This is a genomic window from Spirosoma luteolum, assembly GCF_054778875.1.
Genome location: NZ_BAAGZE010000005.1, coordinates 381,408 through 405,326 on the forward strand (window position 1 = coordinate 381,408; position 23,919 = coordinate 405,326).

Consider the following 23,919-nt stretch of genomic DNA (forward strand, 5'->3'; position numbering starts at 1 on the left):
GTACAACCACGCCCGAAAGCGGATGTTTCAGAATCCCAGCTGGCTGCGTTCGTCGGGGCTGTTAATGTTGGTCAGCTCGCGCGGATCGGGTGGGGGCAGCAGCGTCACGGCGTTCATCATCAGAATTTTTCGGGGCGACACCATGCCGCTGGCAAAAGCCGCCTGTAGCACGGGCCCACTGCCGGGCTCCCACAGGCACAGCAGCGGTTCGGGGTAGCGGCCATCGGTATCGTAAAACGCCGTGGCTATCGTTTCCGACCGGCGCCCGGCCAGCAGCGCGTCGAACGAACGGGCCGACAGCAGCGGCATATCACAGGCCACCACCAGCCACGCACAGGTCGGATCGTGGGCAACGGCCGACAGCATACCGTTGAGTGGCCCCGGTCGTTCACTCACCACATCGATCAGCCGGGGCGGGCCGCCGGGAGGCAGCGTAGCCGCCTGCTCCGCATTGACCGACCAGTACACCTGCCGGCAAAAGGGTTGCAGCAACGCCGTCAGGTAGTCGCGCTGGGGTTGCCCGTGGTAGGCCAGCTCCGACTTATCGGTGCCCATCCGTGTGCTGAGCCCCCCCATCAGTACCAGTCCGTCGACGGGGGGCAGCCCGGCGTTAGTCGGCTCGGTTGAAATCACGTTTACCGCCGGTTTTGGCCATCAGTTTGGTTTCTTCGATCACGATATCGTGCGAAAACGCCTTGCACATATCGTAAATGGTCAGGGCCGCTATAGAAGCGCCTACCAGCGCTTCCATCTCCACGCCGGTCTTTCCTTCGGTCGACACGGTACAGTCGACAATAGCGTGCAGGCCCTCCGTCTGGATGTTGATCCGGCAGTTGTCGAGGCCCAGCGAGTGGCAGAGCGGAATGAGCGAGTCGGTGCGCTTGGCCGCCATGGTGCCGGCAATGATGGCCGTCTGAAACACGGGGCCCTTTTTGGTGGCAATGTCCTGTCCGGCCAAGTGGCTCATGATTTCGTCGTTGAGCCGCACAATGCTGCGGGCGCGGGCCGTACGCCGGCTGATGGCTTTGGCCCCTACGTCGACCATCGCGGGGTCGCCTTCGGGGCTGATGTGGGAAAAACTATGCATAGCACGCCTGTGGGTTGCTGGGGTTGATTGGTTGGGCGGGGCCGGGCGTTTTGCATAAAGCCATAACCTAATCCGTACTTCGGTTGTACTAGATTCGGGGATAATCCACTTCGGATCAATTTCCCGCCGGCCCGACATGACAAACTCGCCCGACCGGGCTTGTAAGCTGGGGCCGAAGTTCGTTATTCGCCTATCAATTTCATTATTTTCTACCGCTGATTCCTATGCTTACCGTTGCCGACGCGTATGACCTGGTCCTGCAGAACCGCCTGACACTACCAACCGAAACTGTACCGCTGGGGGAAGCGCTGGGCCGGGTACTGCGGGCGCCCGTCCGGGCCGACCGCGATTTTCCACCTTTCGACCGGGTGGCCATGGATGGTATCGCCATTCGTTTTTCGGATTATGAAAACCAGCGGACCGACGGCGACTTTGTGTTTCGGGTGGTGGGGATGCAGCGGGCCGGACAGCCGCAGCAGCGCCTGAGCGAACCCAACACCTGCCTCGAAGTAATGACCGGGGCCATGCTCCCCACCGGTGCCGACACGGTCATTCGATACGAAGACATACTGATTCGCGACGGCCAGGCGCTGGTGACCATCAGCGATGCGGCTTACCGGCAGAACGTGCACCACCAGGCTACCGACCGCCGGGCGGGCGACGAGCTACTCTCAGCCGGCATGCGGATGGGACCCGCCGAAGTGGCGGTAGCCGCATCGGTCGGACAAACCGAACTGGTCGTGAGTGCGCTCCCGCGGGTAGCACTGATCTCGACCGGCGACGAGCTGGTGGGCGTGGCCGATACACCCCTGCCCTACCAGATCCGGCAGTCGAACACGTACCTGCTGCAGGCCGCGCTGCGATCGCTGGGCATCAACGCCACTCTGCACCGCATCGTCGACGACGAAGGACTGATGGCCGAGCGGCTGGGTGCCCTGCTGGCCGACAACGATTTGCTGCTGCTGAGTGGCGGAGTTTCGGCGGGCAAAGCCGATTTTGTACCGAGTGTACTGGTTGGGCTGGGCGTCGAGCAGCGTTTCCACAAGATCGATCAGCGGCCGGGCAAGCCACTCTGGTTTGGTACGGCGCCGGGGGGCAAAACGGTATTCGGGCTGCCCGGCAACCCCGTTTCGACGGTGCTCTGCGCCTACCGCTACGTGATGCCGTATCTCCGAGCTTCCCTCGGTTTGCCGGCATCGGCCCCCGAATACGCACAGCTGGCCTCACCGTTTACGTTCCGTCCCGACCTTACGTATTTCCTGACCGTTCGGCTTAGCTCGGCGCCCGATGGCCGACTGCTGGCCCATCCGCTGCCGGGCTCCGGCTCGGCCGACTTTGCCAACCTGCTCGATACCAACGCCTTTATGGAACTGCCCCCCGACCAGTCGACGTTCGATGCCGGTCAGGCCTTTCCCATCTGGCGTACCCTCTGAACCCGTCAATGGCCCACCGCTACAGGCAGGTGGGCCACCCGTTAGCCCATGACGACCCTCCCTGCCCTCGATACGGCACCCCTGTTTCCGGTGCTGCACCAACACCTGCTCGACCTGCTGCAGAGCCTCACCCCGGCCGACTGGCACCGCCCGACGGTGTGCCGCGGCTGGTCGGTAAAAGATATCACGGCGCACCTGCTCGACGGGCAGCTGCGGCAGATCAGCCTTTACCGCGATCACTACCAGGCCCCCGACGGTCCGGTTATTACCTCCTACGCCGACCTGGTGCAGTACCTGAATAAACTCAACCACGACTGGGTCGTGGCGACCCGGCGCTTGAGCCCGGCGCTGCTGGTGTCGATGCTGGCTCAGACTGGCCCTGAGGTGCAGGCGCTGCTCACGGCCTTGGACCCTGACGAACCGGCCCTCTTTTCGGTAGCCTGGGCCGGCGAAACAACATCGCCCAACTGGTTTCACGTAGCCCGCGAATACACCGAGCAGTGGCACCACCAGCAGCAGATTCGGCTGGCCCTCGGGCAAACCGAGCCGCTGCTCCGTCCGGCGCTCTACCATCCCCTGCTCGACACCTTCATGCGGGCACTGCCCCATACCTACCGCCACACCGATGCCCCCGCCGGTACGGGGGTGGCCATTACGGTTACGGGCGACGGGGGCGGCACCTGGTGGCTCCAGCGCACCGAAACCGCCTGGCAGCTACGTGCCGATGCCCCGCCAGGGGTGGCAACGACGGTACAGATCGACGGGCCAATGGCGTGGCGACTTGTTACGAAGGGTCTTTCGGCCGGGGAGCAGGCACAGTGTGTAACAATCGCCGGCGACCGGGCGCTGGGACAGCCTGTGCTGGGTATGACGGCCGTGATGGCCTGACTGAGCCGGTACAGGCAGGGGTTACTCGAGTTTTTTGCGGGCGCGCAGTTCGCGCAGATCAAAATCGAAGGCCAGCTCGTTCATGCACCGAAAATGCTTGAGCGGGCAGGCGTCGAACCCGATCTTAGAGCAGGGGCGACACGCCAGGCCCTTTTTCTCGAGAACCTCGAACGCCGTTTTATAGGGATACATACCCAGTTGGGGCGTAGTGTTTCCCCAGATCGAGTACACCTTTTTTTTGAGGGCTGCGGCAATGTGCATCAGGCCCGTATCGTGGCTGAATACCAGCCGGGCCCGCTGCAGCAGCGCGGCCGATTGGTTGAGGTTATACTGCCCGCAGGCGTTGTAAATCAGCCCGGTGCCAAGCGCCTGGGCAATGGCGTCGCCGGCTTCGCGGTCTTCGCGGCCACCCAGCAACACAATCGGATAGTCTATTTTCCGACACAGCTCAATCATGCGCGGCACGGGTAGCTTCTTAGTGGCGTGCTGCCCCCCAATGGCGTATGCAATGTAGTCGCGCTGATGACTGGCGGGCAGCCAGTCGGTTTCGATCTGGTCTTTGTAGGGAATAAAATAATCGAGTCCGCGCTCGTCGTTCAGGACACCCAGCGGCCGCACCGTTGCTAGGTAGCGATCCACGATGTGCACATCGGGCATGGCGTTTACTTTCCAGCGCACGTACATAAACTTGCGCAGGTTGAGCTTATCGAAGCTGTACGACCGCACCCCCATCAGCCCCAGCTTGATCATGCGGGTGCGGAGGTTATTATGCAGATCGATAATGTAGTCGAAGCGTTCGGGGCGCAGCTGTTTCAGCAAATCGGCCAGGCCCCCGTCGAGGTAGTGCACCTTATCGATATACGGGTTGTGCTCCACCAACGTCTGGTAGCTGCGTTTCGTGCAGAAGTGCACCTCCGCCCCGGGCAACTGCTGTTTCAGACACCGCACAACGGGCGTCGTCAGCACAATGTCGCCGATGGAGGAAAAACGAAGAACCAGAATTTTTACCGGGGATGCCATAACGTGCGGGAAAACAGCAGGGGGGCTAGCCGCGAGCCCGGTGCAGACGATCGCCCGAAACCGGCCGGCAGTGGCCGCTACGCCCTTTCTGCAAAGCTATGGCATCTGTTCCGACTCGCCAAACCGTTCAGTAGACCCACCCCGCCGGCTGACTGGATGTCTGGTAGCGATTGTTCTGACACGGAATGCACGATGGGTTGGTTGGAAACGGAATCTCGACCGGCAGATCGGTCAGGGGGGGACCCTGCCCCGCACTTCGGTCTACGTAAATCACTTTGCTCGACAGCCCCGTGGCCCCAAAGTAGCCATAGACCTGCAGCGCGGGGTCGCTGACACAGCGCATGTTGCCCACCATGGGGCCGGGCGCGGCATCGAACAATCCGCCCGTGTTACTTACCAGCTGCCGCACACTTTTCCAGAACTGATAGGCTCCGGCACTGAGGGCCTGCTGCTCAACGGCGATGTAGTAGCGGCTCAGGGAGGTGTATGGCACCCGTGTGATGAGTTGCCGGCTGATGGCCTGGCCGTTGACGTTGGCGTCGGAATTGATCGAAATGCAGTTGTAGCAACGATCGATACTCCAGCAGTTCGAACAACAGCTGATCCCCTGGTACCGGTTGAGCCGCTGAACAAACGTTTTCTGACAGGCCTGCAGCAGTTCGTAGTGTGTCCAGGTCCAGCGGTAGTAATTACCCAGCGTATCGGGGTCTTTTGAGTCGATGTACACATCCCAGCCCTGGTCCCGCTGCGGCAGCGTCGGGTTAGGCTCGTTGCGGTATTCGTAGTAGACCCGCTCGATGAGCGGCACGGCCGGCAGAACCTCCGCGCTCGACTCGTAGCGCTGCCCGCTTTTGGTCTGGATGCGCAGCGTATAGCGACGACCAGCCACACCCCGGATGCCGTTGGCGCGGCCGGGCACGGTCTGGTACACCCCGCCCCCCGTCTGTTCAACCAGCGTTTCCTGGTTGCCGGCGTTATCGCTGATAACCACCACCGCTCCGGTTTCGAGCAGGTTCAGGCTACGGATGCTATAGTCGGCCGTGCGGGTCAGGCGGATGGTGTAGGGGCCGGGCTGATCGGTTACTTCGCCCTCCACCACCAGCGCCGGCGGCAGGCTGATGACGTCGGGCTGAAACTCGGTTACGCAGCCGGTCAGCCCCCCCAGACAAACGAAACCAACGGCCAGAAAACGGATGAATGACAGCATCAGAATTTAAAATTATACGTCAGCGACGGAAAGATCGTCCCAAAAATCGACAGCTTGTAGGCGTCTTTATTAGCCGCGTTGTTAAGCCGATAAAAGACTGAATACGCATTTTTGCGGGCGTAGACGTTGTAGATCGAGAAGACCCAGCTGCTCTGGTTCCGTTTCTTTTTAAGCGGATTCTGCTCGAACAACATGGAGAAATCGAGCCGGTGGTAATCGGGAATGCGCTGCTGGTTCCGGTCGACATAGATCGGGATGTAGACCCCGTTGATAAAGGCTTTGGCGTATGGCTGCGTAATGGGTCGGCCGGTGCTGTAGGTAAAGTTGAGCGACAGACTGAACCAGGCCGTGGGCCGGTACGTAGCGAGCATGTTCAGCGTGTGGGGCTTGTCGAAGTTGGCCGGATACGGATTACCCCGGTTAACCTGCTCAGCGGCAAACGGGCTGTTCATCGTCAGCAGCGTGCGGGCGTAGGTGTAACTGGCAAAGCCGGTCCAGCGCCCTTTATTTTTCCGCACGAGTCCCTCAAACCCATACGCCTGCCCTTTTCCCTGCACCAGCTGCGTTTCGACAGCCTGGGCCAGCTGAATTTCGGCCCCGTCGCGGTAGTCGATGGCATTGGCAAGCGTTTTATAATACACTTCGCCCGAAGCCTCGTAGGCGTTATCGGCCGTGTTGCGGAAGTACCCCAGCGACCACTGATCGGCGATCTGGGGTTTGGTGTAGGGGTCGCTCAGGTGCCAGCGTGAGGTGGGCAGCGCAGCCGTGGTATTGGTGACCTGCTGAATGTATTGCCGCAAGCGGCTGTACCCCAGCTTTACCGCCTGCCCCGTGCCCACGGTCCAGCGCACGGCCAGCCGGGGCTCCAGACCACCCGCACTGTGGTAGATGGCACCCGATCCGTAGGTTTGCGTCGACACCACCGTTTCGTCCTGGCGGGGGCTGTTCTCGGCATAGGTGCGCACCGTGGCCGGCCCCCGGCTGAGCAGCTCGGAGTAGCGCAGCCCCACCAGCACCGACAGCGTGGGCGATACCGTCCATTCGTCCTGCGCGTAGGCAGCCAGCTCGTAGGCCCGTTCGGCCGCCAGATCGACCGGCAGCACGTTCGACAGGGGACCGGGGACGCGCGTGTTGGGCTGCACCCGGTAGTCGATCGCACTCAGGCCTGCCTGCACCTGATGGGCGTCGGACAGGGCATAGCTCAGATCGGTTTTCAGCTGCCGGTGCCACACGCCCGATTTCAGCGCAAAGGCATTGACCGGCTCGTCCGACGACAGATTGGCCGTGTAGCGGCTCAGCACCAGCGCGGTGTTGAGATTGGTGCGCCGGTTGATGGCATAATTCCAGCGCAGCGTACCGTTGAGGGTCTGGTAGTCGAACTGGGTCGACGATGCGTTGATTTCCTGGCCCGACAGCGAGTCGGCGGGCAGTTTGAAAACATCCTGACTGAGGTAGCCCGTCAGCGTGACGGTATGCTGTTCGCCGGGCTGGTATTTCAGCTTGCCCGTCAGGTCGTAGAACGATGCGCGGGTGTTGCGCAGGTTGGGGGGCGCCAGCCTGAACAGAACGTTGCTCAGAGCCGACCGGCCACCCAGCAGCACCGACAGTTTATTTTTGATCAGCGGCCCCTCGACGCCCAGTCGGCTCGCAATCAGCCCAATACCCCCGTTTACGTGCCACTGCCCCGCGTCGGGTTCACGCACTTTTACGTCGAGCACCGACGACGCCCGGCCACCGTAGGCAGCCGCCACGCCACCGCGGTTGAGCGTTACGTCGCGCACCACGTCGGGATTGAACGCCGAGAAAAAGCCCATCAGGTGGCTGGTGTTGAAGACCGGAGCGTCGTCGAACAGCACCAGGTTCTGATCCGTGCTGCCCCCGCGCACGTTGAAGCCCGGCGCCCCTTCGCCCACCGTACTCACGCCCGGCAGCAGCAACAGACTCCGAATCACGTCGACCTCGCCCAGCAGTGTCGGAATGCGCCGGATGCTCCGCATCGACAGCTGCGAGACGCCCAGCTCTACCTTGCGCACGTTGCGGTCGGGGGTTTCGCTCGTAACCGTTACCTCCTCCAGGTCTTTGGCGTCGTCCTGCATCTGTATCTCCCGAAACAGCATGCCCTGCACCTGAATGGTATCGAGGGTGGGACGAAATCCGACATGGGTGAATTTAAGCACGTAGGTACCCCGGGGGAGCGACAGCACGAAAAAGCCGTCCCGGGCCGTCACGTAGCCTTTCGAGACGTTGAGCACCACAATATTGGCTCCCTGAATGGGTTGGTTGTTACGCGCATCGCGCACGTAACCCGTCACTGAAAAGACCGGTCCCGCCGGCCGGATTGCCTGCCCGTAACAAAGGGTGTACCCGGACATGAATAAGAACAGTAAACCAATTCGGAGCATAGGCTGGTGTGAAACGCAACCCGCCGTTGGCGATCGGGTTGTCTGTAAATCAGACACTAAAGGCAGTTTCGGTGCGATTTACCCTCACCCCTACGGAATCCCGGTGTTTTTAGGGATTTTGGCCGGTTGCCCGATCCTGTACGCAGGGGTCTGGCTTACGGCTCACGACGCCAGACTTCGTCGACCCGGCCGCCGGTAGAGCTGGTGCCGGTATGGTGCCATTCGGTGGGCCCAGCCTCGGCACCGAAGGTCAGCGACCGGCCCACGCGGCTGTCGTCGCGCGAAAAAAAGTCGATCGTTTCGGTGTACTGCCCCCGCGTCAGGGTGTAGGTACCGCCCCCCGTTCCCGAAAACTGCCGGGTTTCAGGATTGATGGCTACCCACTGAAAGCGGGTACCGGTCAGCAGTTTGAGGGTTTTGCGGGGCCCGGCCGCCATGGGCGTTTGCTGACCGGCCTCGTTGGCCCGGCTCGTTATGCGCCACAGGCCGCACAGAACGGCACCCTGGGCCGGCTGGTCGACCCGGCGAAATGTTCTGGCGCCCGCGTTGGTGCTGACTCCCAGTTCGGTGGGCTGCAGATCGAGCCGGCTCAGTTCGGTAAAGCCTACCCGGCTGCTGTCCTGCGAATCGAATTCGACGATCAGGCTCAGGTAACCCCCGGTCCGTTTCCAGGTTCCTCCGCGGGTGCTGATAAAGTGGGTCGGGGTAAAGACGGTTTCGATCAGGTACGTATCGCTGATCATCAGTAGGCGCTTGCTGCCGTCGGGGGCGGTTTGCTGCCAGCTGCCTGTGGGGCTGAGCGTGGGTTTCTGGGCGTTGACGGTTGCCCACTGACCCAGCAGCAGGCACAAAATGATGAAGCGGTTCATAGGTACTAGCGGGGCCGAAGCCCCAACAGACTGTCGGCTCAAAAGCAACGGTGCCGGCCGGGCTACTCAACAAACCCGCCCCCCCTACGGCGCGATTTGCCAAACCTGAGCGTATCTTTGCAGTTTACGTTGTTATGGCAGCCACGATTCGCGACATCACTTATCAACTCCGGCAGGGCAACCTGGTTGCGCTGGCCGACGAAACCGGCTGGTCGGTAGCCGCCGACCCGATCAACGATGCTGCCGTGGCTAAACTGCTGACGCTCTTTTCGGTGATGCCCGACGGGGTGCGGCCCACGGTGCTGATTCAGAATACCGATCAGCTCATTCTGTATGTGGCCAAGTTGCCCGACGTAGCCTACGACGTGGTTGAATTTTCGGAAACGCCCCTCATCGTGGTGTTTGAACAGGGTAAAAACATTTCGCCGGCGCTGCTCGACCATGGTCCCGAGATTGCCGTTCGGCGGGCCCTCAACCCCGATCTCCAACGACTGATCGGTGGGTTTGGCCGGGGCCTGCTAACCATTCCGTTCGAAGCCCTCAAGCTGCCCCCGCCGGCCGAAGCCGCCGTCAGCGAATCCTTCGGGTCGCTGCCCGGTATGCCCCGCAAAGCCCGCATTATCCGGCTCGACCTCGACGGGGGCGTCGGATTTATCAGAAAATAGGTTTGCGGTTCGATGGGGTCATGGCTTTGCAGACAGCTTCTGCTCCGGTAGCCCCCGCTACGAACCCGGACACCAATAAACTAGTATGAATTTTAGCGACACACTCCAGACCAACCCCATTTTCGATACGCTCGCTCAGCAGGCCGATGCGCTGGGCGTGCGTGCCTACGTGGTGGGTGGGTTTGTGCGCGACCTGCTGCTGAAACGGCCCTCTCACGATATCGACGTGGTTTGCGTGGGCAGTGGCATTGCGCTGGCTGAGGCCGTCGGAAAAGCCCTGCGCACCCCCGTAGCGGTGTTTCCCAACTTCGGCACGGCCATGATCAGGGTCGAGCAGAATGACCAGACCTGGGAAGTTGAATTTGTGGGCGCGCGCAAAGAATCGTACCGCGCCGACTCCCGCAAACCGGTGGTCGAAGATGGTACGCTCGAAGACGATCAGAACCGGCGCGACTTCACCATCAACGCTATGGGTATCGGCCTCAACCGCACGGGCGGGCTCCCCTACGGCGAACTCATCGATCCCTTCGACGGGCAAACCGATCTTCGGCGCAAAATCATCCGGACGCCCCTCGATCCGGCCATTACGTTTTCCGACGATCCGCTGCGCATGATGCGGGCGATCCGTTTTGCCACCCAGCTCGGCTTCGACATCGAGCCCGATACGTTCGACGCCATTATCCGGATGAACGAACGCATCAGCATTGTCTCGCGCGAGCGCATTACCGACGAGCTGAACAAGATCGTTCTGGCCAAAACACCCTCGTACGGGTTTAAACTGCTCTATCACGCGGGCCTGCTCGACCGGATTTTTCCGGAGCTGGTGGCCCTGCGCGGGGTCGAGACCATTGAAGGGCGCGGCCATAAGGATAACTTTTACCATACCCTGCAGGTACTCGACAACATTGCGGCCCGAACCAAAACCACGCCGGCCCTCGATGCGCAGGAATTGTGGCTTCGCTGGGCGGCTCTGCTCCACGACATTGCCAAACCCGCCACCAAACGGTACGACAAAAAAGTGGGCTGGACGTTTCATGGCCATGAGGACATGGGCGCGCGCTGGGTACCGGGTATTTTCCGAACCATGAAGCTGCCGCTGCACGAGTCGATGCGGTTTGTGCAGAAGCTGGTTCGGCTGCACCTGCGCCCCATCGCGCTCACCAAAGAGCAGATTACCGATTCGGCGCTGCGCCGGCTGCTGTTCGATGCCGGCAACGACCTCGACGGGCTGATGGCGCTTTGCCGGGCCGATATCACCTCGAAAAACTACGAGAAAGTACAGAAACACCTGCGTAACTTCGACCGGGTCGAGCAGAAGCTGCATGATCTGGAGGAGCGCGATAAACTGCGCAATTTCCAGCCCGTGATTACCGGCGAACTGATTATGGAAACGTTTGGGCTGCCGCCCTCGCAGCTGGTGGGTGAACTGAAAACGCTGGTGCGCGAAGCTATTCTGGACGGTATTGTGCCCAACGTACTCGACGAAGCCTATCCGTTTCTGCTGGCCGAGGGCCAAAAGCGCAACCTGACACCGGTGCAGCCGCTGTCGGTCACTCCTGTATCGTCATAACACCTGATTAACAACCGGAGCCGGCACGGCCTGCTGGCTCCGCCCCTAACGTATGGATAACAATACCAACTTTCGGCGCTTCTTTGGCGCATCGCTCACCATCCTGGGCGTCTTTGTCGTGCTGTTTGCCCTGGTGGCTTTCCTCTCCGACAGCAAGCCCGTGCTGGGCATGAGCATCAACAAAGCCGAGTCGGCCGCGCCGTTCATCGTCGGCATGATTTTTCTCATCACCGGCGTCAACCTCGTTCGCGAATCGTAGGGCGTTGTGCAGCGCTAGCGTTATAGCAGGTTATAGTGGTAGGGTTTTAGGGTTGTAAGGTCGGTATGTTGGCTGTGGCGTGGCTGAACGGCCACTACCTGTCAACGCGACAGTAGCGTAACCATCCGACTCTGCAACTTTATAACTCGTCAACTATACCTCCCTCCACCTGTCACTTCGACAGGGAGGCAGTCAGGAGCCAGCGGTAGGTGTCCCCGGGTTCGGGGAGGCCATTGGGCTGTATCTGTAGGTACATCAGGTGCAGGTGAGTTGGCGAACGCGCTTTATAGGCGTTGAAGCCCGTGCGGCCCATCTCCGATATTTTCTGACCGGCCACGACCCACTGCCCCGGCACCACATCGACTTTGCTGTTGTGGGCGTAGTAGAACAACCCGTGCAGCACGGGATCATAAATCCAGATCCAGTTGCCCCCGCGGTATTCGGAGCCGGGCGTCCAGGCCGTTTCGATGGCCAGCACTACACCCTGGCTCATCGCCAGCACATCGGCCGGCCGGCCGGTCTGGTCGTCGATATAATCCTGATTGCGATCGCTGATGAAGATATCCTGCGCCGGGTGGCTGCCCTTCACCTTGTAATCGAACAGGTCGAATCCTTTGCCCCGGTAGCCTTCGCCGTGGGTGCCGCCGATGGCGCGGGCGTTGTAGCCCCGGATCGGAAAGGCAAAATAACGCCCCGTTCGCTGCAGACTGTCGCGCTGAAGACTATCGTTGCGCAGCCGGGTTACACTGCCGAAGCGTTCGTGTAGCCCGTTCATGATGCGGCTAAACTGCAGCCGGGCCGAATCGGGCGCTACGGTCTGCTCACGAATCTGAATGTAAAGGGTTTGAAACTGCTGGCAGTAGCCGTAAATCGTTGGGTCGTCGGACGGGCCGGTCACCGTCTGCGACGAGGCCGCGTTGATGCCCCCCATCAGTACCGCTACCACTACGCCCGCTAGTCGCATAAATACATACTCGTCAATCTTCACTACTGCCTGTTTTAGGGGTTACGACCCCAAAAATACGGAAACAATGGCAACGGAAGCCGACGCTGGCCAAATGAGCCTTACGGACAGACCACTTTGTAGAAGGTGTAGCTCAGGGTGATGGCTACGTAGCTGTAATTGTCCGACAAAGCTGTGTTGCTTTGGCCGGTCTTGGCCGCTGTTACGCCAAAGGTGCGTTCACCCAGACCATCGAGGTAATCGAAGCGGGTAAAGCGGGTGCCGAGCTCAGCGCCCACACTCCAGGGCCGTTTGATTTCGTACTTCACGCCCACCCCCAGCGGGAAACTAAGCATGCCCCGCGCCCGCACCACGCTGTTTTTACAGTTGAAAATACCCAGCCCGGCAAAGACGTAGGGCGTCCAGTTGCGGGCTTTCGGCAGGGGCTTGTAGTTTCGAAAGTTGTATTCGACATCGGCCGTCAGTTCACTGATCGTGCTGCGAAACGCGTAAGCTCGTGCCTGCTGCAGCGGGTCGTTGCTCAGGTTGTCGTCGCCTTTGATATGCCCCGTAGCCACGCCCGCCCGAAACGACAGCGAGCGCGTGGCGTTGTAGCGAAAAAACAGGCCGGCCGCCGGCTGAATCGTTCGCAGATCGGGCCGGGGCGACACATCGCCCTTGTAAAGCATGCCCCCCAGACTCCCCCCCACTTCGATTTTCTGCGCCTGCACAGTGCTCAGGCTTATAAAAAGCCCGGCTAGCAGCAGCCGGGCTCTATGGATCCGTTGTCTCGTCACGGCCTATTTAATAGGGGGGCATTTGATCTTACCCGGAATGATATAGTGAATCTGGAAGCTCGTCAGCAGGTACCCATCGGGCAGAACACCATCGGCTCCCCGTACCGAATAGGTTTGTAGCGCATCGGCGATCTGCGGCTGCAGGCCAGTGTTATTGTTATAGAGCTGCACCAGCGGATCGTAGCGATTGGGTGGGTTTTTCAGCCGCGACGCAAACTGCTCCTGCCGGCGATCGGCCATGGTAGCGGCCAGGCCCGTCAGTACGGCGGGGTCGGCGTAGTTGCCCCCTACATCATCGAGGTAGTCGGTAAAGGCGTAGCGATAGCCGATCTCAAAGCCCAGGTTGAAGTTGTCGTTGAGCCGGTAGCGCATCCCGAAACCGACCGGAATAGCCACCGTAACGAGCGAATACGGCTTGTCGTAGCCGGGCTGGCCCTGCCCTTCGGTATGCAGTGGCTGCAGTTTTACCCACCGCTGCGACTCGTCGGGGTTGGTCTCACTAAACGGCGTGCGGGCCTCAGGACTGTGGGCTACCAGCGCGACGCCCCCAAACAGATAGGGTGTGAATTTAGCCCGCACCGACGAGTTGCGCCCATCTTCGATGAAGTTATAAATTCCCGTAATGGCAAACTCTTTCAGGTCGTTGCGAAAATGCAGGTTGCGGGCGTACTGATACAGGTTTTGCTCAATGTTGTTTTTGTTGAACGTGTAGTCGTCGCCCGAAATCCGCGCCCAGGTAAACATGGCCCGGGCGGCAAAATGGGGCGTAAACTGCCGGGTGTAGCCAAGACCCGCGTTCCAGCGCGGCATGATATAGGTGGCTTTCAGTGCCTGGCGATACCCGGCCAGATCGCCGTAATAATGCGAAGAACCGACGCCGAAACTAACCGACGAGTAGGGAACAAAGCGGGTATTGATGCGCCGTTGCGCCAGACTGTCTGCCGTATGGGTCAGCAGCAATGCAGTCGACAGCACCCCTGCTGCCAGGTATTTAAGTTTCTTCATAAAATTTATGTGCGCGAATCAACCGGCTGGATATACTCAAGCGTAATCTCTTCGGAAACGGCCGGCAACGTGTTTTTATTGGCCAAATCCAAAAAAAACGCCCGAAACCAGCGCCTGTAAGCGGGGGGTCTAGTTTCGGATGTCCCAGCCCCAATTCAGTTTGCTGCGGAGCGTATTCAGGAAATTCTCATCGCCCAGTTTCACCAGCCGCGCCTTGAACTCTTCCTTCTGTACGCTGATCCGTACTGAAACATCGACCGTGTACGACCGCGAATCGAGGGCGGCCAGAAAATTACCGCTCCGGCTCTCCACCTCGAACGACATCTGGCAGCTGTCCATCACGATCATGGGCCGTACGTTGAGGTTGTGCGGACTGATGGGGGTGATAATGAAGTTGTTGGTCTGCGGCAGCAACACGGGGCCACCGCAGCTGAGCGAATAGCCCGTCGAGCCCGAAGGCGTCGAGATAATAAGCCCGTCGGCCCAGTACGAGTTTAGAAATTCGCCGTCGAGGTACGAGTGAACCGTAATCATCGACGAGGTCTGGGTGCGGGTAATGGTGAAGTCGTTCAGCCCGAACGGCAGTCCGCCGAAAATATCCTGACTGGAGCGAACACTGAGCAGGGTGCGCTCGTCGATGCTGTACTGCCCGTTGAATAACGAGTCGATCATCAGCCGGATGGAGGGGGGCGCCACGGTGGCCAGAAAACCCAGCCGCCCGATGTTGATGCCTACAATCGGAATCTGACGGGCTCCTACGTGCGTAACGGCATCGAGCAGTGTACCATCGCCCCCAAGGCTAAAGATAAAGTCAGCATCGGTAACCCCGTCTTCGGTGCGGTAGGTCGTATCGCTGTAATGCAGGATACCGGCGTTGTCGAGAAACTCGCGGTAGCCGGCCGAAATCTGCACCGCAACCTGTCGTTTGGCGAGTTCCTCAAACATCGCCTGCACGTAGGGACGGGCCGATTCGGGAAAGTTACGCCCGTGAATGGCAATTTTCATAAGGTAGCTTGGGCGGTTTCCCGCCAGGATTCGTAGTATCTGGGTCGTGCGTGCGCCGGCGCGACAACCCGCCCCAGCCAACCGCAACGGTCAGCCTACGTATTAAGGTAGCGGAGTAACGAATCGAGCCGCTCCTGATCAATACTTTCGACGGGGGCATTGGCGAAGGCAGCTTCGATCTGGTACCCAAACCGTTCGAGCGTCGACAGCACCGGGGTTATGTCGCGCCGGTTCAGCTTCAGCGTCAGCCGCGAGCGGTCGGGCATGCCATAGGCCGCGCTCGAAAAGTAGCTGCTGATGATTTTGACGTTGTTGGACTCGATGAGCCGGCTGATCTCGGCCATCGAGTAATCGCGCTCGTTGAGATTCAAAATCAGAATGGCGCCCGGCTCCTGCACACCCAGTTCCTGCGCAAACTGCCGCAGCAGCTCGGCGGCCGAAACCGTGCCGATAAAGTCGCGGCCTTCGTTGAGAACAGCCACCACTTCCATCCGGTGCTGAATCACCAGCCCCATCACTTCGAACAGATGCTGCCCTTCGTAGACATAAACCTGTTCGAAGAGGTGCATCAGGTCGCTCAGCGGCCGCGTGTCATCGGCAACATCCATCAGCAGTTCTTCGCTGATAATGCCCCGGTATTCAGTCTGATCGATCAGGACCAGTTGCCCGATGCGATGCTCCTGCATCCAATCCAGCGCCTGTCCAACCGAGTCGGTTGGTTTCAGGGCTGGCAGCATAGGGTCGATAAGTTCAGCAGCCAGCATAGTAATTGGTGTCGATGACGCTTGTATTGGTCAGAAAACTACGGAAAAAGCCAATATGTTGGTCAATACTGTTTCTGCCGGATCATGATTCAGCCCTGCGCGCTGCGACCGCCGGTCAGGCCACCCGTTGCCGGCACCGGCTACAGGGCCAGTTCGCGAACCGGGTGCCGTTCCAGCCAGCTTTCGAGCAGTTCATTGAAGCGGGCGGGGCATTCCATCATGGGGGCGTGGCAGCACTTGTCGATGAAGTACAATTCTGACTGAGCGATCAGCCGATTGAACTCATACCCAACTTCGGCCGGGGTAATGGTATCGTTGAGCCCCCATACCAGCAACGTCGGCACCTGAATCTTATGCAAATCTTTGGCCACATTATTACGCTGGGCCGATTTGGCGATGCCCACAATGCTCATGCATTTGGGAATGCTGCTCGTAATCTCGAACACCTCGTCGACCAGCTCTTTCGAGGCTACCTTCGGATCGTAGAATGTGTAGGCCACCCGCTCGGCAATGTAATCGTAGCTGCCGCGTTTAGGAAACGAGCCCCCCATGCCGTTTTCAAACAGGCCCGAGCTGCCCGTCAGCACCAGGCGCTGCACCCGGTCGGGATGGTTAAAGGTGTAGAGCAGCGCAATATGGCCCCCCAGCGAGTTCCCCAGCAGGGTCAGATCAGTGAGTTGCTGATGATTTACAAATCGTTCGATAAAGGCCAGCAGGCCCTCCAGACTGGCTTCGCGCACCGGCATTTCGTAGATCGGCATGAGCGGAATCACCACCCGATAGCGGTCGGCAAATCCCTGAATAACGGCATCCCAGTTGCTGAGTGCGCCAAACAACCCGTGCAGCAGCAGCAACACATCGCCCTGCCCTTCGTCTACATACTGAAATCCTGCGTCTTCCCGAATCTGATACGTCATAACGGTACAGTCTGATTGATAAACCGACTGAGCGACGGTTCATCACCGGCATTCCTGCCGTAGTTTACAAAATTTACCCAGTTTGCCAAAATAGTTAGTCCATTGTCGGACAAAGCCGCTTCGGGGTGAAACTGAACCCCCCAGAGCGGTAAATACTGGTGCCGCAGCGCCATAATCTCAGCCGTGTCGGTACGGGCCGTGCACACCAGGTCGGGTGGCAGCGCCTGCAGCACCAGCGAATGATAGCGGGTTACGCCAAACCGGTTGGTGGCCAGCCCCGCAAACAGCGGGTCGGCCGGGTCGGTCGTAATAACCGATACTTTCCCGTGCATGGGCCGGTCGGCCGTGGTGAGCTGCGCGCCGAAATACGTGCCGATGGCCTGATGCCCCAGGCAAACCCCCAGCATCGGTACGCGCCGGTGGTAGTGGTCGATAACGGCCATGAGCTGCCCGGCATCGGCCGGCCGGCCGGGTCCGGGCGACAGCACCACCCCATCGGCGGGCTGCCTCAGGGCCGACCAGCTGTCGTTGTTACGCACCACCCGACACCGGGCCCCCGCCTGGCGAAGGTAGTCGACAAGCATGTACGTAAACGAATCGAAGTTATCGACAACGAGCAGGTTCATACCGCTATAACAACTCAAGTGGTCACAAAATTAACATATTCACAAAAAAAGCACTTCTTAAATTACCTTATCTTCTGATAATCAGTCTATTATTTTTTTGTTATCTTTGAAATAGACAATTTTTATAAGAATAGTACCAGTCGAATCGCTCTGGACACGTGCCGGCTCACGGATTACCGCTATTTTTGGCCTTTCGTCTGGCATCATCGTTCCACTCATGTCTGCTTCACTCGCTGGTAGTTCATCGCCTGTTCTGATCATTGGTGCCGGTATGGCCGGCCTTACCTGTGCCGTTACGCTTAAGGCGGCCGGCATCGACGCCCGGCTGCTCGAAGCGGGCGACGGGCCCGGCGGGCGGGTACGTACCGACCAGGTCGATGGCTTTCGGCTCGACCGGGGGTTTCAGATTCTGCTGACAGCCTACCCCGAAGCCCGGCGTCTGCTCGACTACACGGCGCTCGATCTGAAACGGTTTCGATCGGGAGCGCTGATCCGTCACGAAAGCCCCGACACCGCTACCCCCTGGCTTACCCTGCTCAACCCGTTTCAGGAACCTCTCTCGGTCTTTCAGACACTCAGCTCGCCTATTGGCACCCTGGCCGACAAGCTGCGTATCGTTACGCTCCTGCGCCGGACCCAGGCACTGGGACTGAACGATCTTTTCCGGCAAACACCCACCACCACGCTGGCGTTGCTGCGCGAACTGGGTTTCTCCGATCAGATTATCGAGCGGTTCTTCCGGCCCTTTTTTGGCGGGGTATTTCTGGAAGACGCGCTTAGTACGTCGTCGACTTTTTTCGAATTCTGTTTCCGGATGTTTTTTACGGGCGATGCAGCCCTGCCGGCGCAGGGTATCGGGGCTATACCTGAGCAGCTTGCCAGGCGCCTGAGTCCCGGCCAGCTACACTACAACAGCCCCGTCGAACGGATCGACGGCGACCGGGTGTATCTGCGCAATGGGGAGTCGATGCGGTCGCAGCACATTGTGCTGGCCGTGGATGCGGCTTCGGCAGCCCGGCTGCTGGGGCAGGCCGCGCCGACCCCGCCAGCCTACAACCATACCACCTGCACGTATCTGGCGGCCCCCGCCGACTGGCGCTTACCAGCCGGGCTGCACCGCCGGATGCTGATGCTGAACACCCGGCGCAGTTCGGCCGTACACAACCTGACGGTACTGACAGATGTGGCGCCCGACCTGGCCCCCGCCGGCCAGCACCTGATTTCGGTGAGCACGCAGGGCCTCGAAACCGTTTACGAAGCGGCCCTCACCGAGCGCATCCTGCGCGAACTGGGCAACTGGTTCGGACCGTCGGTGCAGACATGGCGGCACCTGCGTACCTACCACATTCCGCAGGCCCTGCCCGCCTACCCGCCCGTAGCGCCGGTGGCGGGGCACCTGCACGCCCCACTTACGCTGCGCGAAGGGCTATACCAGTGTGGCGACCAAACCACGTATCCTTCGCTCAACGGCGCCATGGAAACGGGCCGGCTGGTAGGCGAGCAACTCGCGCGCCTGGTCAACCGGTAGCTACCGACTGGTGAGGGCTGCTGCCATGGCACAGCCCGACGCGTAGGCCCGCTCGACGCCCAGCCGGGGATCGAACGGCCCGACGCCCCCAAAGCCATCGCCCCCAAACAGCAGCGGGTGGGGCGCATCGGCTGCCCAGAACGGTGCGGGATGCCCCTGCCGGGTCTGGCTGTAGCGCCACCGGTGCATCTGGACGGTTTCGATTCGATCGGCCGGAATCCAGTCGGCCAGTTCAGCCAGCAGCACCCGGCCCGCTTCGGTCAGGTCGCCCTCCAGCCAGGTCTGGCTGAAGGCAGCCCCCGCCTGAACGGTTAGGGTGGGCAAATCGGGCGAAATGCCTTTTTGCTGGTTGTCGGCCACCCATTCGACCGCTCTGTCGCGCAGCCAGTGCCCACCGGGTGCCGGCACGTTGCTGGGGGCACTCAGTTGCACCAGCGCCGTCAGGCAGGGGTCATACGCGATACCCGCCAGCACAGCCAGATCGGCAGCAGTGGCCACGTACCCCCCCTGCTGAAACAGAGCCAGCGCCTGCGGGGCCGGCATGGTACACAGCAGCGCATCGGCCGAAAAGGCCGCCCCCGATTCGGTGGTGACGGTCCAGCCCGTAGCCGTAGCGGCCACCGCGTTCACCAGTTGACCCGTATGCACGGTCAGGTCAGCGGCCAGGTATTTGGCAACGGCGCTCAGGCCGGCAGGCGCAATCCATTCGCCGGTCCGGCCCGGCCAGGGCTGCAGCAGGCCCGTCTGGGCCGATTCGGCCAGCCAACTGGCAAAGGCAGAACTCTCGGCCCGCAGCGCCTGAGCGCCATGATCGGCCCGGCCCGCTGTCGAACGCCCGGTATCCGGCCCGAACCGGCGGGTAGCCAGCCGGCCACCGAGGCCCCGACCCTTATCGAGTACAACCGTATCCCAGCCCTGCCGGGTCAGCGCGCGGGCAGCGGTCAGCCCCGCCATACCCGCGCCAATTATCACACATGAAGGCATATTCAGTCGGTATCAGCGGCACGAAGGTAGGAAAAACCGCCGGGGCACTCGTACTTCGTGGTGCAGGTCGGCAGCAGCCGGTCGCCCGTTTGGTTCATGCGTCAGGTCAGCAGTCTTCGTTTTGTGGTTTCCTTTGTGGTTGCGCTGCTGCTGGCGCTACCGCTTCTCTACCCGCACCTGCTGCGCTGTATGCTGGTTAGCCGATCGGGCGATTTTCGTACGCTGACGGATGGATCGGCCACGCAACCGCTCTACGTCAGTACCTCGGCCACGGCCCGGCAGCGTACCCTGTTCCAGCAGCACGTACGCAACGCCCGGCAGCGCATCCGGCAGTTCTGGGGTGGGCCCTCCCAGGGACGCGCCATCCTGATCTACTGTCCGCGACAGACGGATTACGCCCGCTACTGCGCCGGGGGCGAAGGGGCGGGCTGCAGCCTGGGTACCCCCTGGGGCGATGCCTACCTGGTGCTGGGTCCCGACGGGAATTCGGTCGATGTGATTGCGCACGAGTTGTGCCACGACGAGTTGTTTGCCCGGCTCGGCTGGTGGCGGGTAAAACGCCAGATTCCGCAGTGGTATAATGAAGGGCTGGCCCTGCTGGTCGACTACCGGTTCAGTTCGCCCGACCTGTGGGAACAACCCGACCGTGCTGCGGGCACCGAGCCGCTGGAGCGCCGGATGGGGTTCAGCCCCATGCTGCCGCTCGCCGACTTGGAAACAACCAGCGATTTTTTCGGGGGCGACTATGACCGGGTCATGCTGGCTTATCAGACCGCTGCCGACGAGGTAGCCCGGTGGGTGCAGCAGGTGGGTCGGGCCGGCGTACCGGCCCTCGCACGCGCCGTTGCGGGTGGAGAGTCCTTTGCCAATGCCTACCGCCGGCTCGAACGGGAGCGCCGGCAGCGGCCGGGCCGCTAGTCGAGTGTGACAACTGTACCCGCTACGCCGGTTGTCAGTTCGGTCGGGAGCGTACGCAGGATATCGGCACGGAGCGCGTCGATCAGCTTGCGTTTCAGGAAACTCCGGTGAATAACGAGGCTGACCTCGCGCACGGGGGCCGGCGACCGGAACGGCCGAACGCGCGCCTGCCGCACGGCATCCATGTCGAGCGTGGCCAGGTAGGGCAGCAGGGTAAAGCCCTCCTGCCGGTCGATGAGTTTGATAAGCGTTTCGAGCGAGCCGGTTTCGTAGCGAAGTGGCGTAGTGCCGTGGGTGGGCCGATCGGCACCACAAACGTTGATGATCTGGTTACGCAGGCAGTGGCCGTCGGTCAGCAGCCAGAGTCCATCGGCGTTCAGCTGTTCGGGCTCGATGACGGATCGCTGTGCCAGCGGGTGCGAATCGGCGGCATAGACGACGAACGGCTCCTGAAACAGGGGGATTTCGGTGATTCCGTTTTCGGCGAGGGGCGTTACGACCAGGCCTACGTCGAGTAAGCCTTTGCGCAGCCGCTCCACAATCTGCTCGGTAACCAGCTCCTGAATCTGCACCGATACAGCCGGATAGCGGGCCACAAACTCGCCGATGAAGTAAGGCAGCAGATAGGGCGCCAGGGTGGGAATGATACCGATTTTCAGTTCGCCCTGAAAATCGTTTTTCGACTCGCTGACAATTTCGGGAATACGCCGGGCGGCCCGCAGCACTTCGCGCGCCTGGGCCAGCACCGCCTGCCCGGCTTCGGTTGGCACAACGGGCTGCTTCGAGCGGTCGAATACGCGAATGCCCAGTTCATCCTCCAGCTTCTGAATCTGCATGCTAAGCGTCGGCTGCGTAACGTGGCAGTTGTCGGCAGCGGTGGCAAAATGCCGGAAGGTGTCGACGGCAACAATATAATCGAGTTGAGAAAGCGTCATTAGTGGCAGAAAGCCGCCCCTGAAACGGCGTATAGCGTGTTGCGGAATAGGCTTATCGAAAAAATCGATACAAATCTAAATCATATTGAACCAAACAAAGCACTTAAGGTTCTACTTTTGTTTTCTGAACTTAACTTTCTCATGATCCGACTTTACATACTGCTGGCACTGGGGCTGCTGATTGGCCAATCGGCCGATGCCCAATCGAAGAAATCGGCGAATCCGGCCGCGGCTGGTTTCGACATGGCAGGCTCCGATGCCAAAGCCGTTCAGCTGGCCGATGAGGTCATGCGCGCCATGGGCGGCCGCAAAGCCTGGGACAATACCCATCTTATTGCCTGGAATTTCTTTGGTTTCCGCAAACTCGTCTGGGACAAATGGACCGGCGACGTTCGGGTCGACAACCTGCGCGACGACCAGACCGTAATCCTGAATATCAACAATGACAAAGGGCGCGTTTTCCGGCAGGGTGCCGAGGTAACCGATCCCGATTCGGTTGCCAAATACGTAAAAGCAGGTAAGGCCGCCTGGATCAACGATTCCTACTGGCTGGTGATGCCCTTCAAGCTGAAAGACTCGGGCGTAACCCTCAAGTATCTGGGCGACGATGCCACCAAAGACGGTAAACCAGCCGAGGTGATCCAGATGACGTTCAAGAACGTGGGCAACACGCCCGACAACAAATACAAAGTCTGGGTCGACAAGACCTCGCACCTGGTTACGCAGTGGGCCCACTACCCCAAGTTCACCGACGAACAGCCCCGGTTTACCCTCCCCTGGGCCGACTACCAGAAACATGGGCCTATTCTGCTCTCGGGCGAGCGGGGTGAGCGCGACCTGACCGACATCCGCGTTTTTTCGGGCCTGCCCGGCGAAGTGTTCAGCGACTTCACACGTCCTGACCTGACCCGCTACCCCGAAGCTAATTAACTGTACCGGCATGGAAACCTATGTAAGTCAACAATCGTCCGTGGTTCCCAACCCAACCATCGGGAAAACGGGCGTTCTCATCGTGAACCTGGGTACCCCCGATAGTCCGTCGGTGCCCGACGTGCGGAAATACCTGCGCGAATTTCTGATGGACGGTCGGGTGCTCGATATTGCCGCAGCCTCCCGCTTTATGCTGGTCAATGGTATCATTGCCCCCTTCCGGGCACCCAAGTCAGCCAAAGTGTACCGGCAGTTGTGGGAAGAAACCGGCTCTCCTCTGAAGTACTACGGTCAGGTGGTAGAGCGAGAGCTGCAGAAAGCACTCGGCGACAGCTACGTGGTCAAGCTGGCTATGCGCTACCAGAACCCAAGCATCGACGCGGGCCTGAGCGCCTTCCAGCGCATGGGCCTCAACGACATCGTGGTGATTCCGTTCTTCCCGCAGTATGCCTCGGCCAGCACCGGCTCGGTCTACGAGAAGGTTATGGATATTCTCAAAACATGGCAGGTGATCCCGCAGCTACGCTTTGTGAACCGCTTCTCCGAACATCCCAAGTTTATCCAGGGATTCGTGCAGAACGGACGCAAGTATATGGACGAGCGTCCCTACGACCATTACCTGTTTACGTACCATGGGCTGCCCGAGCGTCAGATCCTGAAGGGCGACGTAACCAAATCGGTTTGCCGGCTGGGCGAATGCTGCGGAACACTTACGCCCATGAACCAGCACTGCTACCGGGCACAGTGTTTCGAGACGACGCGACAGCTGGTGAAGGAACTCGGCATTCCGGAGGGTAAATACACGACCTCGTTCCAGTCTCGGCTCGGCCGAACCCCCTGGATCAAGCCCTACACCGACGACGTGATCCGCGACCTGACCAGTAAAGGCATTAAGAGCGTACTGGCCTTCTCGCCCTCCTTTGTAGCCGACTGCCTCGAAACTACGGTTGAAATTGGCGACGAATACAAAGAATTGTTTGAAGAGAAAGGGGGCGAACATTGGCAACTCGTAGAGAGCCTCAACGACAGCCCGATCTGGATCGAAACCCTGGTCGACCTGGTAAAAACGGCCTGATCGCATTCTATTACCCTTTTTTGACAGCCGCCCGGACTGCTTTGCACATCCGGGCGGCTTTATTTTTTGCCGTTCTATCCCCCTTTTTTCGG

Annotated in this window: 24 protein-coding genes; 9 read left to right on the forward strand and 15 right to left on the reverse strand. The window is 60.2% G+C overall.

Annotation, left to right across the window (positions count from 1 at the left end):
- Positions 1-27: 27 nt before the first annotated feature.
- Positions 28-633, reverse strand: coding sequence for an NTP transferase domain-containing protein (locus ACYVAC_RS09235; protein ID WP_461097341.1), 606 nt, complete (start codon positions 631-633; stop codon positions 28-30).
- Positions 611-1,087, reverse strand: a complete 477-nt coding sequence (gene moaC / locus ACYVAC_RS09240; protein WP_461097342.1) for a cyclic pyranopterin monophosphate synthase MoaC — start codon at positions 1,085-1,087, stop codon at positions 611-613. Before moaC ends, ACYVAC_RS09235 begins: the two co-directional genes overlap by 23 nt.
- A 224-nt stretch (positions 1,088-1,311) precedes the next feature.
- Between moaC and ACYVAC_RS09245 the strand changes: the two genes are divergently transcribed.
- Positions 1,312-2,520 (forward strand): molybdopterin molybdotransferase MoeA, encoded by a 1,209-nt coding sequence (locus ACYVAC_RS09245; protein WP_461097343.1) that lies wholly within the window; start codon positions 1,312-1,314, stop codon positions 2,518-2,520.
- Positions 2,521-2,568: 48 nt separating this feature from the next.
- On the forward strand, positions 2,569-3,408 hold the full coding sequence (locus ACYVAC_RS09250; RefSeq protein WP_461097344.1) for a maleylpyruvate isomerase N-terminal domain-containing protein: 840 nt from the start codon (positions 2,569-2,571) through the stop codon (positions 3,406-3,408).
- Between the two features lie 21 nt (positions 3,409-3,429).
- Here the strand turns inward: ACYVAC_RS09250 and ACYVAC_RS09255 are convergent, their stop codons facing one another.
- The 4 genes from ACYVAC_RS09255 to ACYVAC_RS09270 all read right to left on the reverse strand — a co-directional run bounded on the left by ACYVAC_RS09255 (position 3,430) and on the right by ACYVAC_RS09270 (position 8,906).
- Complete coding sequence (locus ACYVAC_RS09255; RefSeq protein ID WP_461097345.1) at positions 3,430-4,428, reverse strand: glycosyltransferase family 9 protein; 999 nt, start codon at positions 4,426-4,428, stop codon at positions 3,430-3,432.
- Positions 4,429-4,555: 127 nt separating this feature from the next.
- Positions 4,556-5,635: a DUF4249 domain-containing protein gene (locus ACYVAC_RS09260; RefSeq protein WP_461097346.1), complete on the reverse strand. Its 1,080-nt coding sequence runs from the start codon at positions 5,633-5,635 to the stop codon at positions 4,556-4,558.
- On the reverse strand, positions 5,635-8,007 hold the full coding sequence (locus ACYVAC_RS09265) for a TonB-dependent receptor (RefSeq protein WP_461097347.1): 2,373 nt from the start codon (positions 8,005-8,007) through the stop codon (positions 5,635-5,637). Before ACYVAC_RS09265 ends, ACYVAC_RS09260 begins: the two co-directional genes overlap by 1 nt.
- A 185-nt stretch (positions 8,008-8,192) precedes the next feature.
- Positions 8,193-8,906 carry a membrane or secreted protein gene (locus ACYVAC_RS09270; protein WP_461097348.1) on the reverse strand — a complete coding sequence of 238 codons (714 nt, stop codon included), beginning with the start codon at positions 8,904-8,906 and terminating at the stop codon, positions 8,193-8,195.
- 134 nt (positions 8,907-9,040) lie between these two features.
- Here ACYVAC_RS09270 and ACYVAC_RS09275 point away from each other — a divergent pair, with 134 nt between their 5' ends.
- From ACYVAC_RS09275 to ACYVAC_RS09285, 3 genes are all read left to right on the forward strand, one after another.
- A complete protein-coding gene (locus tag ACYVAC_RS09275) occupies positions 9,041-9,571 on the forward strand; it encodes an L-threonylcarbamoyladenylate synthase (protein ID WP_461097349.1) in 531 nt (176 codons plus the stop codon).
- A gap of 85 nt (positions 9,572-9,656) precedes the next feature.
- Positions 9,657-11,141 carry a CCA tRNA nucleotidyltransferase gene (locus tag ACYVAC_RS09280; protein ID WP_461097350.1) on the forward strand — a complete coding sequence of 495 codons (1,485 nt, stop codon included), beginning with the start codon at positions 9,657-9,659 and terminating at the stop codon, positions 11,139-11,141.
- 52 nt (positions 11,142-11,193) lie between these two features.
- A complete protein-coding gene (locus ACYVAC_RS09285; RefSeq protein ID WP_461097351.1) occupies positions 11,194-11,400 on the forward strand; it encodes a hypothetical protein in 207 nt (68 codons plus the stop codon).
- A 172-nt stretch (positions 11,401-11,572) separates the two neighbouring features.
- Here ACYVAC_RS09285 and ACYVAC_RS09290 read toward each other — a convergent pair whose 3' ends face one another.
- From ACYVAC_RS09290 to ACYVAC_RS09320, 7 genes are all read right to left on the reverse strand, one after another.
- On the reverse strand, positions 11,573-12,364 hold the full coding sequence (locus tag ACYVAC_RS09290) for a M23 family metallopeptidase (protein ID WP_461097602.1): 792 nt from the start codon (positions 12,362-12,364) through the stop codon (positions 11,573-11,575).
- Between the two features lie 101 nt (positions 12,365-12,465).
- Positions 12,466-13,140, reverse strand: coding sequence for a type IX secretion system protein PorG (gene porG, locus ACYVAC_RS09295; protein WP_461097352.1), 675 nt, complete (start codon positions 13,138-13,140; stop codon positions 12,466-12,468).
- 3 nt (positions 13,141-13,143) lie between these two features.
- Entirely contained in the window at positions 13,144-14,145 is a 1,002-nt protein-coding gene (locus tag ACYVAC_RS09300; protein ID WP_461097353.1) for a DUF6089 family protein, read from the reverse strand.
- Positions 14,146-14,274: 129 nt separating this feature from the next.
- Positions 14,275-15,150: an NAD kinase gene (locus ACYVAC_RS09305; RefSeq protein ID WP_461097354.1), complete on the reverse strand. Its 876-nt coding sequence runs from the start codon at positions 15,148-15,150 to the stop codon at positions 14,275-14,277.
- Between the two features lie 95 nt (positions 15,151-15,245).
- Complete coding sequence (locus ACYVAC_RS09310) at positions 15,246-15,914, reverse strand: CBS domain-containing protein (RefSeq protein ID WP_461097355.1); 669 nt, start codon at positions 15,912-15,914, stop codon at positions 15,246-15,248.
- A 140-nt stretch (positions 15,915-16,054) separates the two neighbouring features.
- The gene (locus ACYVAC_RS09315) at positions 16,055-16,831 is read right to left on the reverse strand and encodes an alpha/beta fold hydrolase (protein ID WP_461097356.1); all 777 of its coding nucleotides are present in this window, start codon (positions 16,829-16,831) and stop codon (positions 16,055-16,057) included.
- A complete protein-coding gene (locus tag ACYVAC_RS09320; protein ID WP_461097357.1) occupies positions 16,828-17,457 on the reverse strand; it encodes an anthranilate synthase component II in 630 nt (209 codons plus the stop codon). Before ACYVAC_RS09320 ends, ACYVAC_RS09315 begins: the two co-directional genes overlap by 4 nt.
- A gap of 217 nt (positions 17,458-17,674) precedes the next feature.
- Between ACYVAC_RS09320 and ACYVAC_RS09325 the strand changes: the two genes are divergently transcribed.
- Complete coding sequence (locus ACYVAC_RS09325) at positions 17,675-18,985, forward strand: protoporphyrinogen/coproporphyrinogen oxidase (protein ID WP_461097359.1); 1,311 nt, start codon at positions 17,675-17,677, stop codon at positions 18,983-18,985.
- On the opposite strand, the gene ACYVAC_RS09330 is transcribed toward ACYVAC_RS09325, so the two are convergent.
- Entirely contained in the window at positions 18,986-19,969 is a 984-nt protein-coding gene (locus ACYVAC_RS09330; RefSeq protein ID WP_461097360.1) for an NAD(P)/FAD-dependent oxidoreductase, read from the reverse strand.
- A gap of 96 nt (positions 19,970-20,065) precedes the next feature.
- Here ACYVAC_RS09330 and ACYVAC_RS09335 point away from each other — a divergent pair, with 96 nt between their 5' ends.
- Positions 20,066-20,887 carry a hypothetical protein gene (locus ACYVAC_RS09335; protein ID WP_461097361.1) on the forward strand — a complete coding sequence of 274 codons (822 nt, stop codon included), beginning with the start codon at positions 20,066-20,068 and terminating at the stop codon, positions 20,885-20,887.
- On the opposite strand, the gene ACYVAC_RS09340 is transcribed toward ACYVAC_RS09335, so the two are convergent.
- Entirely contained in the window at positions 20,884-21,822 is a 939-nt protein-coding gene (locus ACYVAC_RS09340) for a LysR substrate-binding domain-containing protein (protein ID WP_461097362.1), read from the reverse strand. The genes ACYVAC_RS09335 and ACYVAC_RS09340 overlap by 4 nt on opposite strands.
- 141 nt (positions 21,823-21,963) lie before the next feature.
- On the opposite strand from ACYVAC_RS09340, the gene ACYVAC_RS09345 reads away from it, so the two are divergent.
- Positions 21,964-22,752, forward strand: a complete 789-nt coding sequence (locus ACYVAC_RS09345; protein ID WP_461097364.1) for a hypothetical protein — start codon at positions 21,964-21,966, stop codon at positions 22,750-22,752.
- A gap of 10 nt (positions 22,753-22,762) precedes the next feature.
- Complete coding sequence (gene hemH, locus ACYVAC_RS09350; protein WP_461097365.1) at positions 22,763-23,827, forward strand: ferrochelatase; 1,065 nt, start codon at positions 22,763-22,765, stop codon at positions 23,825-23,827.
- Positions 23,828-23,919: the final 92 nt, after the last annotated feature.

Coding starts and splice junctions, on each gene's coding strand:
- moaC (WP_461097342.1), bottom strand. CDS start 1,087: ATGCATAGTTTTTCCCACATCAGCCCCGAAGGCGACCCCGCGATGGTC.
- ACYVAC_RS09245 (WP_461097343.1), top strand. CDS start 1,312: ATGCTTACCGTTGCCGACGCGTATGACCTGGTCCTGCAGAACCGCCTG.
- ACYVAC_RS09250 (WP_461097344.1), top strand. CDS start 2,569: ATGACGACCCTCCCTGCCCTCGATACGGCACCCCTGTTTCCGGTGCTG.
- ACYVAC_RS09255 (WP_461097345.1), bottom strand. CDS start 4,428: ATGGCATCCCCGGTAAAAATTCTGGTTCTTCGTTTTTCCTCCATCGGC.
- ACYVAC_RS09260 (WP_461097346.1), bottom strand. CDS start 5,635: ATGCTGTCATTCATCCGTTTTCTGGCCGTTGGTTTCGTTTGTCTGGGG.
- ACYVAC_RS09265 (WP_461097347.1), bottom strand. CDS start 8,007: ATGTCCGGGTACACCCTTTGTTACGGGCAGGCAATCCGGCCGGCGGGA.
- ACYVAC_RS09270 (WP_461097348.1), bottom strand. CDS start 8,906: ATGAACCGCTTCATCATTTTGTGCCTGCTGCTGGGTCAGTGGGCAACC.
- ACYVAC_RS09275 (WP_461097349.1), top strand. CDS start 9,041: ATGGCAGCCACGATTCGCGACATCACTTATCAACTCCGGCAGGGCAAC.
- ACYVAC_RS09280 (WP_461097350.1), top strand. CDS start 9,657: ATGAATTTTAGCGACACACTCCAGACCAACCCCATTTTCGATACGCTC.
- ACYVAC_RS09285 (WP_461097351.1), top strand. CDS start 11,194: ATGGATAACAATACCAACTTTCGGCGCTTCTTTGGCGCATCGCTCACC.
- ACYVAC_RS09290 (WP_461097602.1), bottom strand. CDS start 12,364: ATGCGACTAGCGGGCGTAGTGGTAGCGGTACTGATGGGGGGCATCAAC.
- ACYVAC_RS09300 (WP_461097353.1), bottom strand. CDS start 14,145: ATGAAGAAACTTAAATACCTGGCAGCAGGGGTGCTGTCGACTGCATTG.
- ACYVAC_RS09305 (WP_461097354.1), bottom strand. CDS start 15,150: ATGAAAATTGCCATTCACGGGCGTAACTTTCCCGAATCGGCCCGTCCC.
- ACYVAC_RS09310 (WP_461097355.1), bottom strand. CDS start 15,914: ATGCTGGCTGCTGAACTTATCGACCCTATGCTGCCAGCCCTGAAACCA.
- ACYVAC_RS09315 (WP_461097356.1), bottom strand. CDS start 16,831: ATGACGTATCAGATTCGGGAAGACGCAGGATTTCAGTATGTAGACGAA.
- ACYVAC_RS09320 (WP_461097357.1), bottom strand. CDS start 17,457: ATGAACCTGCTCGTTGTCGATAACTTCGATTCGTTTACGTACATGCTT.
- ACYVAC_RS09325 (WP_461097359.1), top strand. CDS start 17,675: ATGTCTGCTTCACTCGCTGGTAGTTCATCGCCTGTTCTGATCATTGGT.
- ACYVAC_RS09330 (WP_461097360.1), bottom strand. CDS start 19,969: ATGCCTTCATGTGTGATAATTGGCGCGGGTATGGCGGGGCTGACCGCT.
- ACYVAC_RS09335 (WP_461097361.1), top strand. CDS start 20,066: ATGCGTCAGGTCAGCAGTCTTCGTTTTGTGGTTTCCTTTGTGGTTGCG.
- ACYVAC_RS09340 (WP_461097362.1), bottom strand. CDS start 21,822: ATGACGCTTTCTCAACTCGATTATATTGTTGCCGTCGACACCTTCCGG.
- ACYVAC_RS09345 (WP_461097364.1), top strand. CDS start 21,964: ATGATCCGACTTTACATACTGCTGGCACTGGGGCTGCTGATTGGCCAA.
- hemH (WP_461097365.1), top strand. CDS start 22,763: ATGGAAACCTATGTAAGTCAACAATCGTCCGTGGTTCCCAACCCAACC.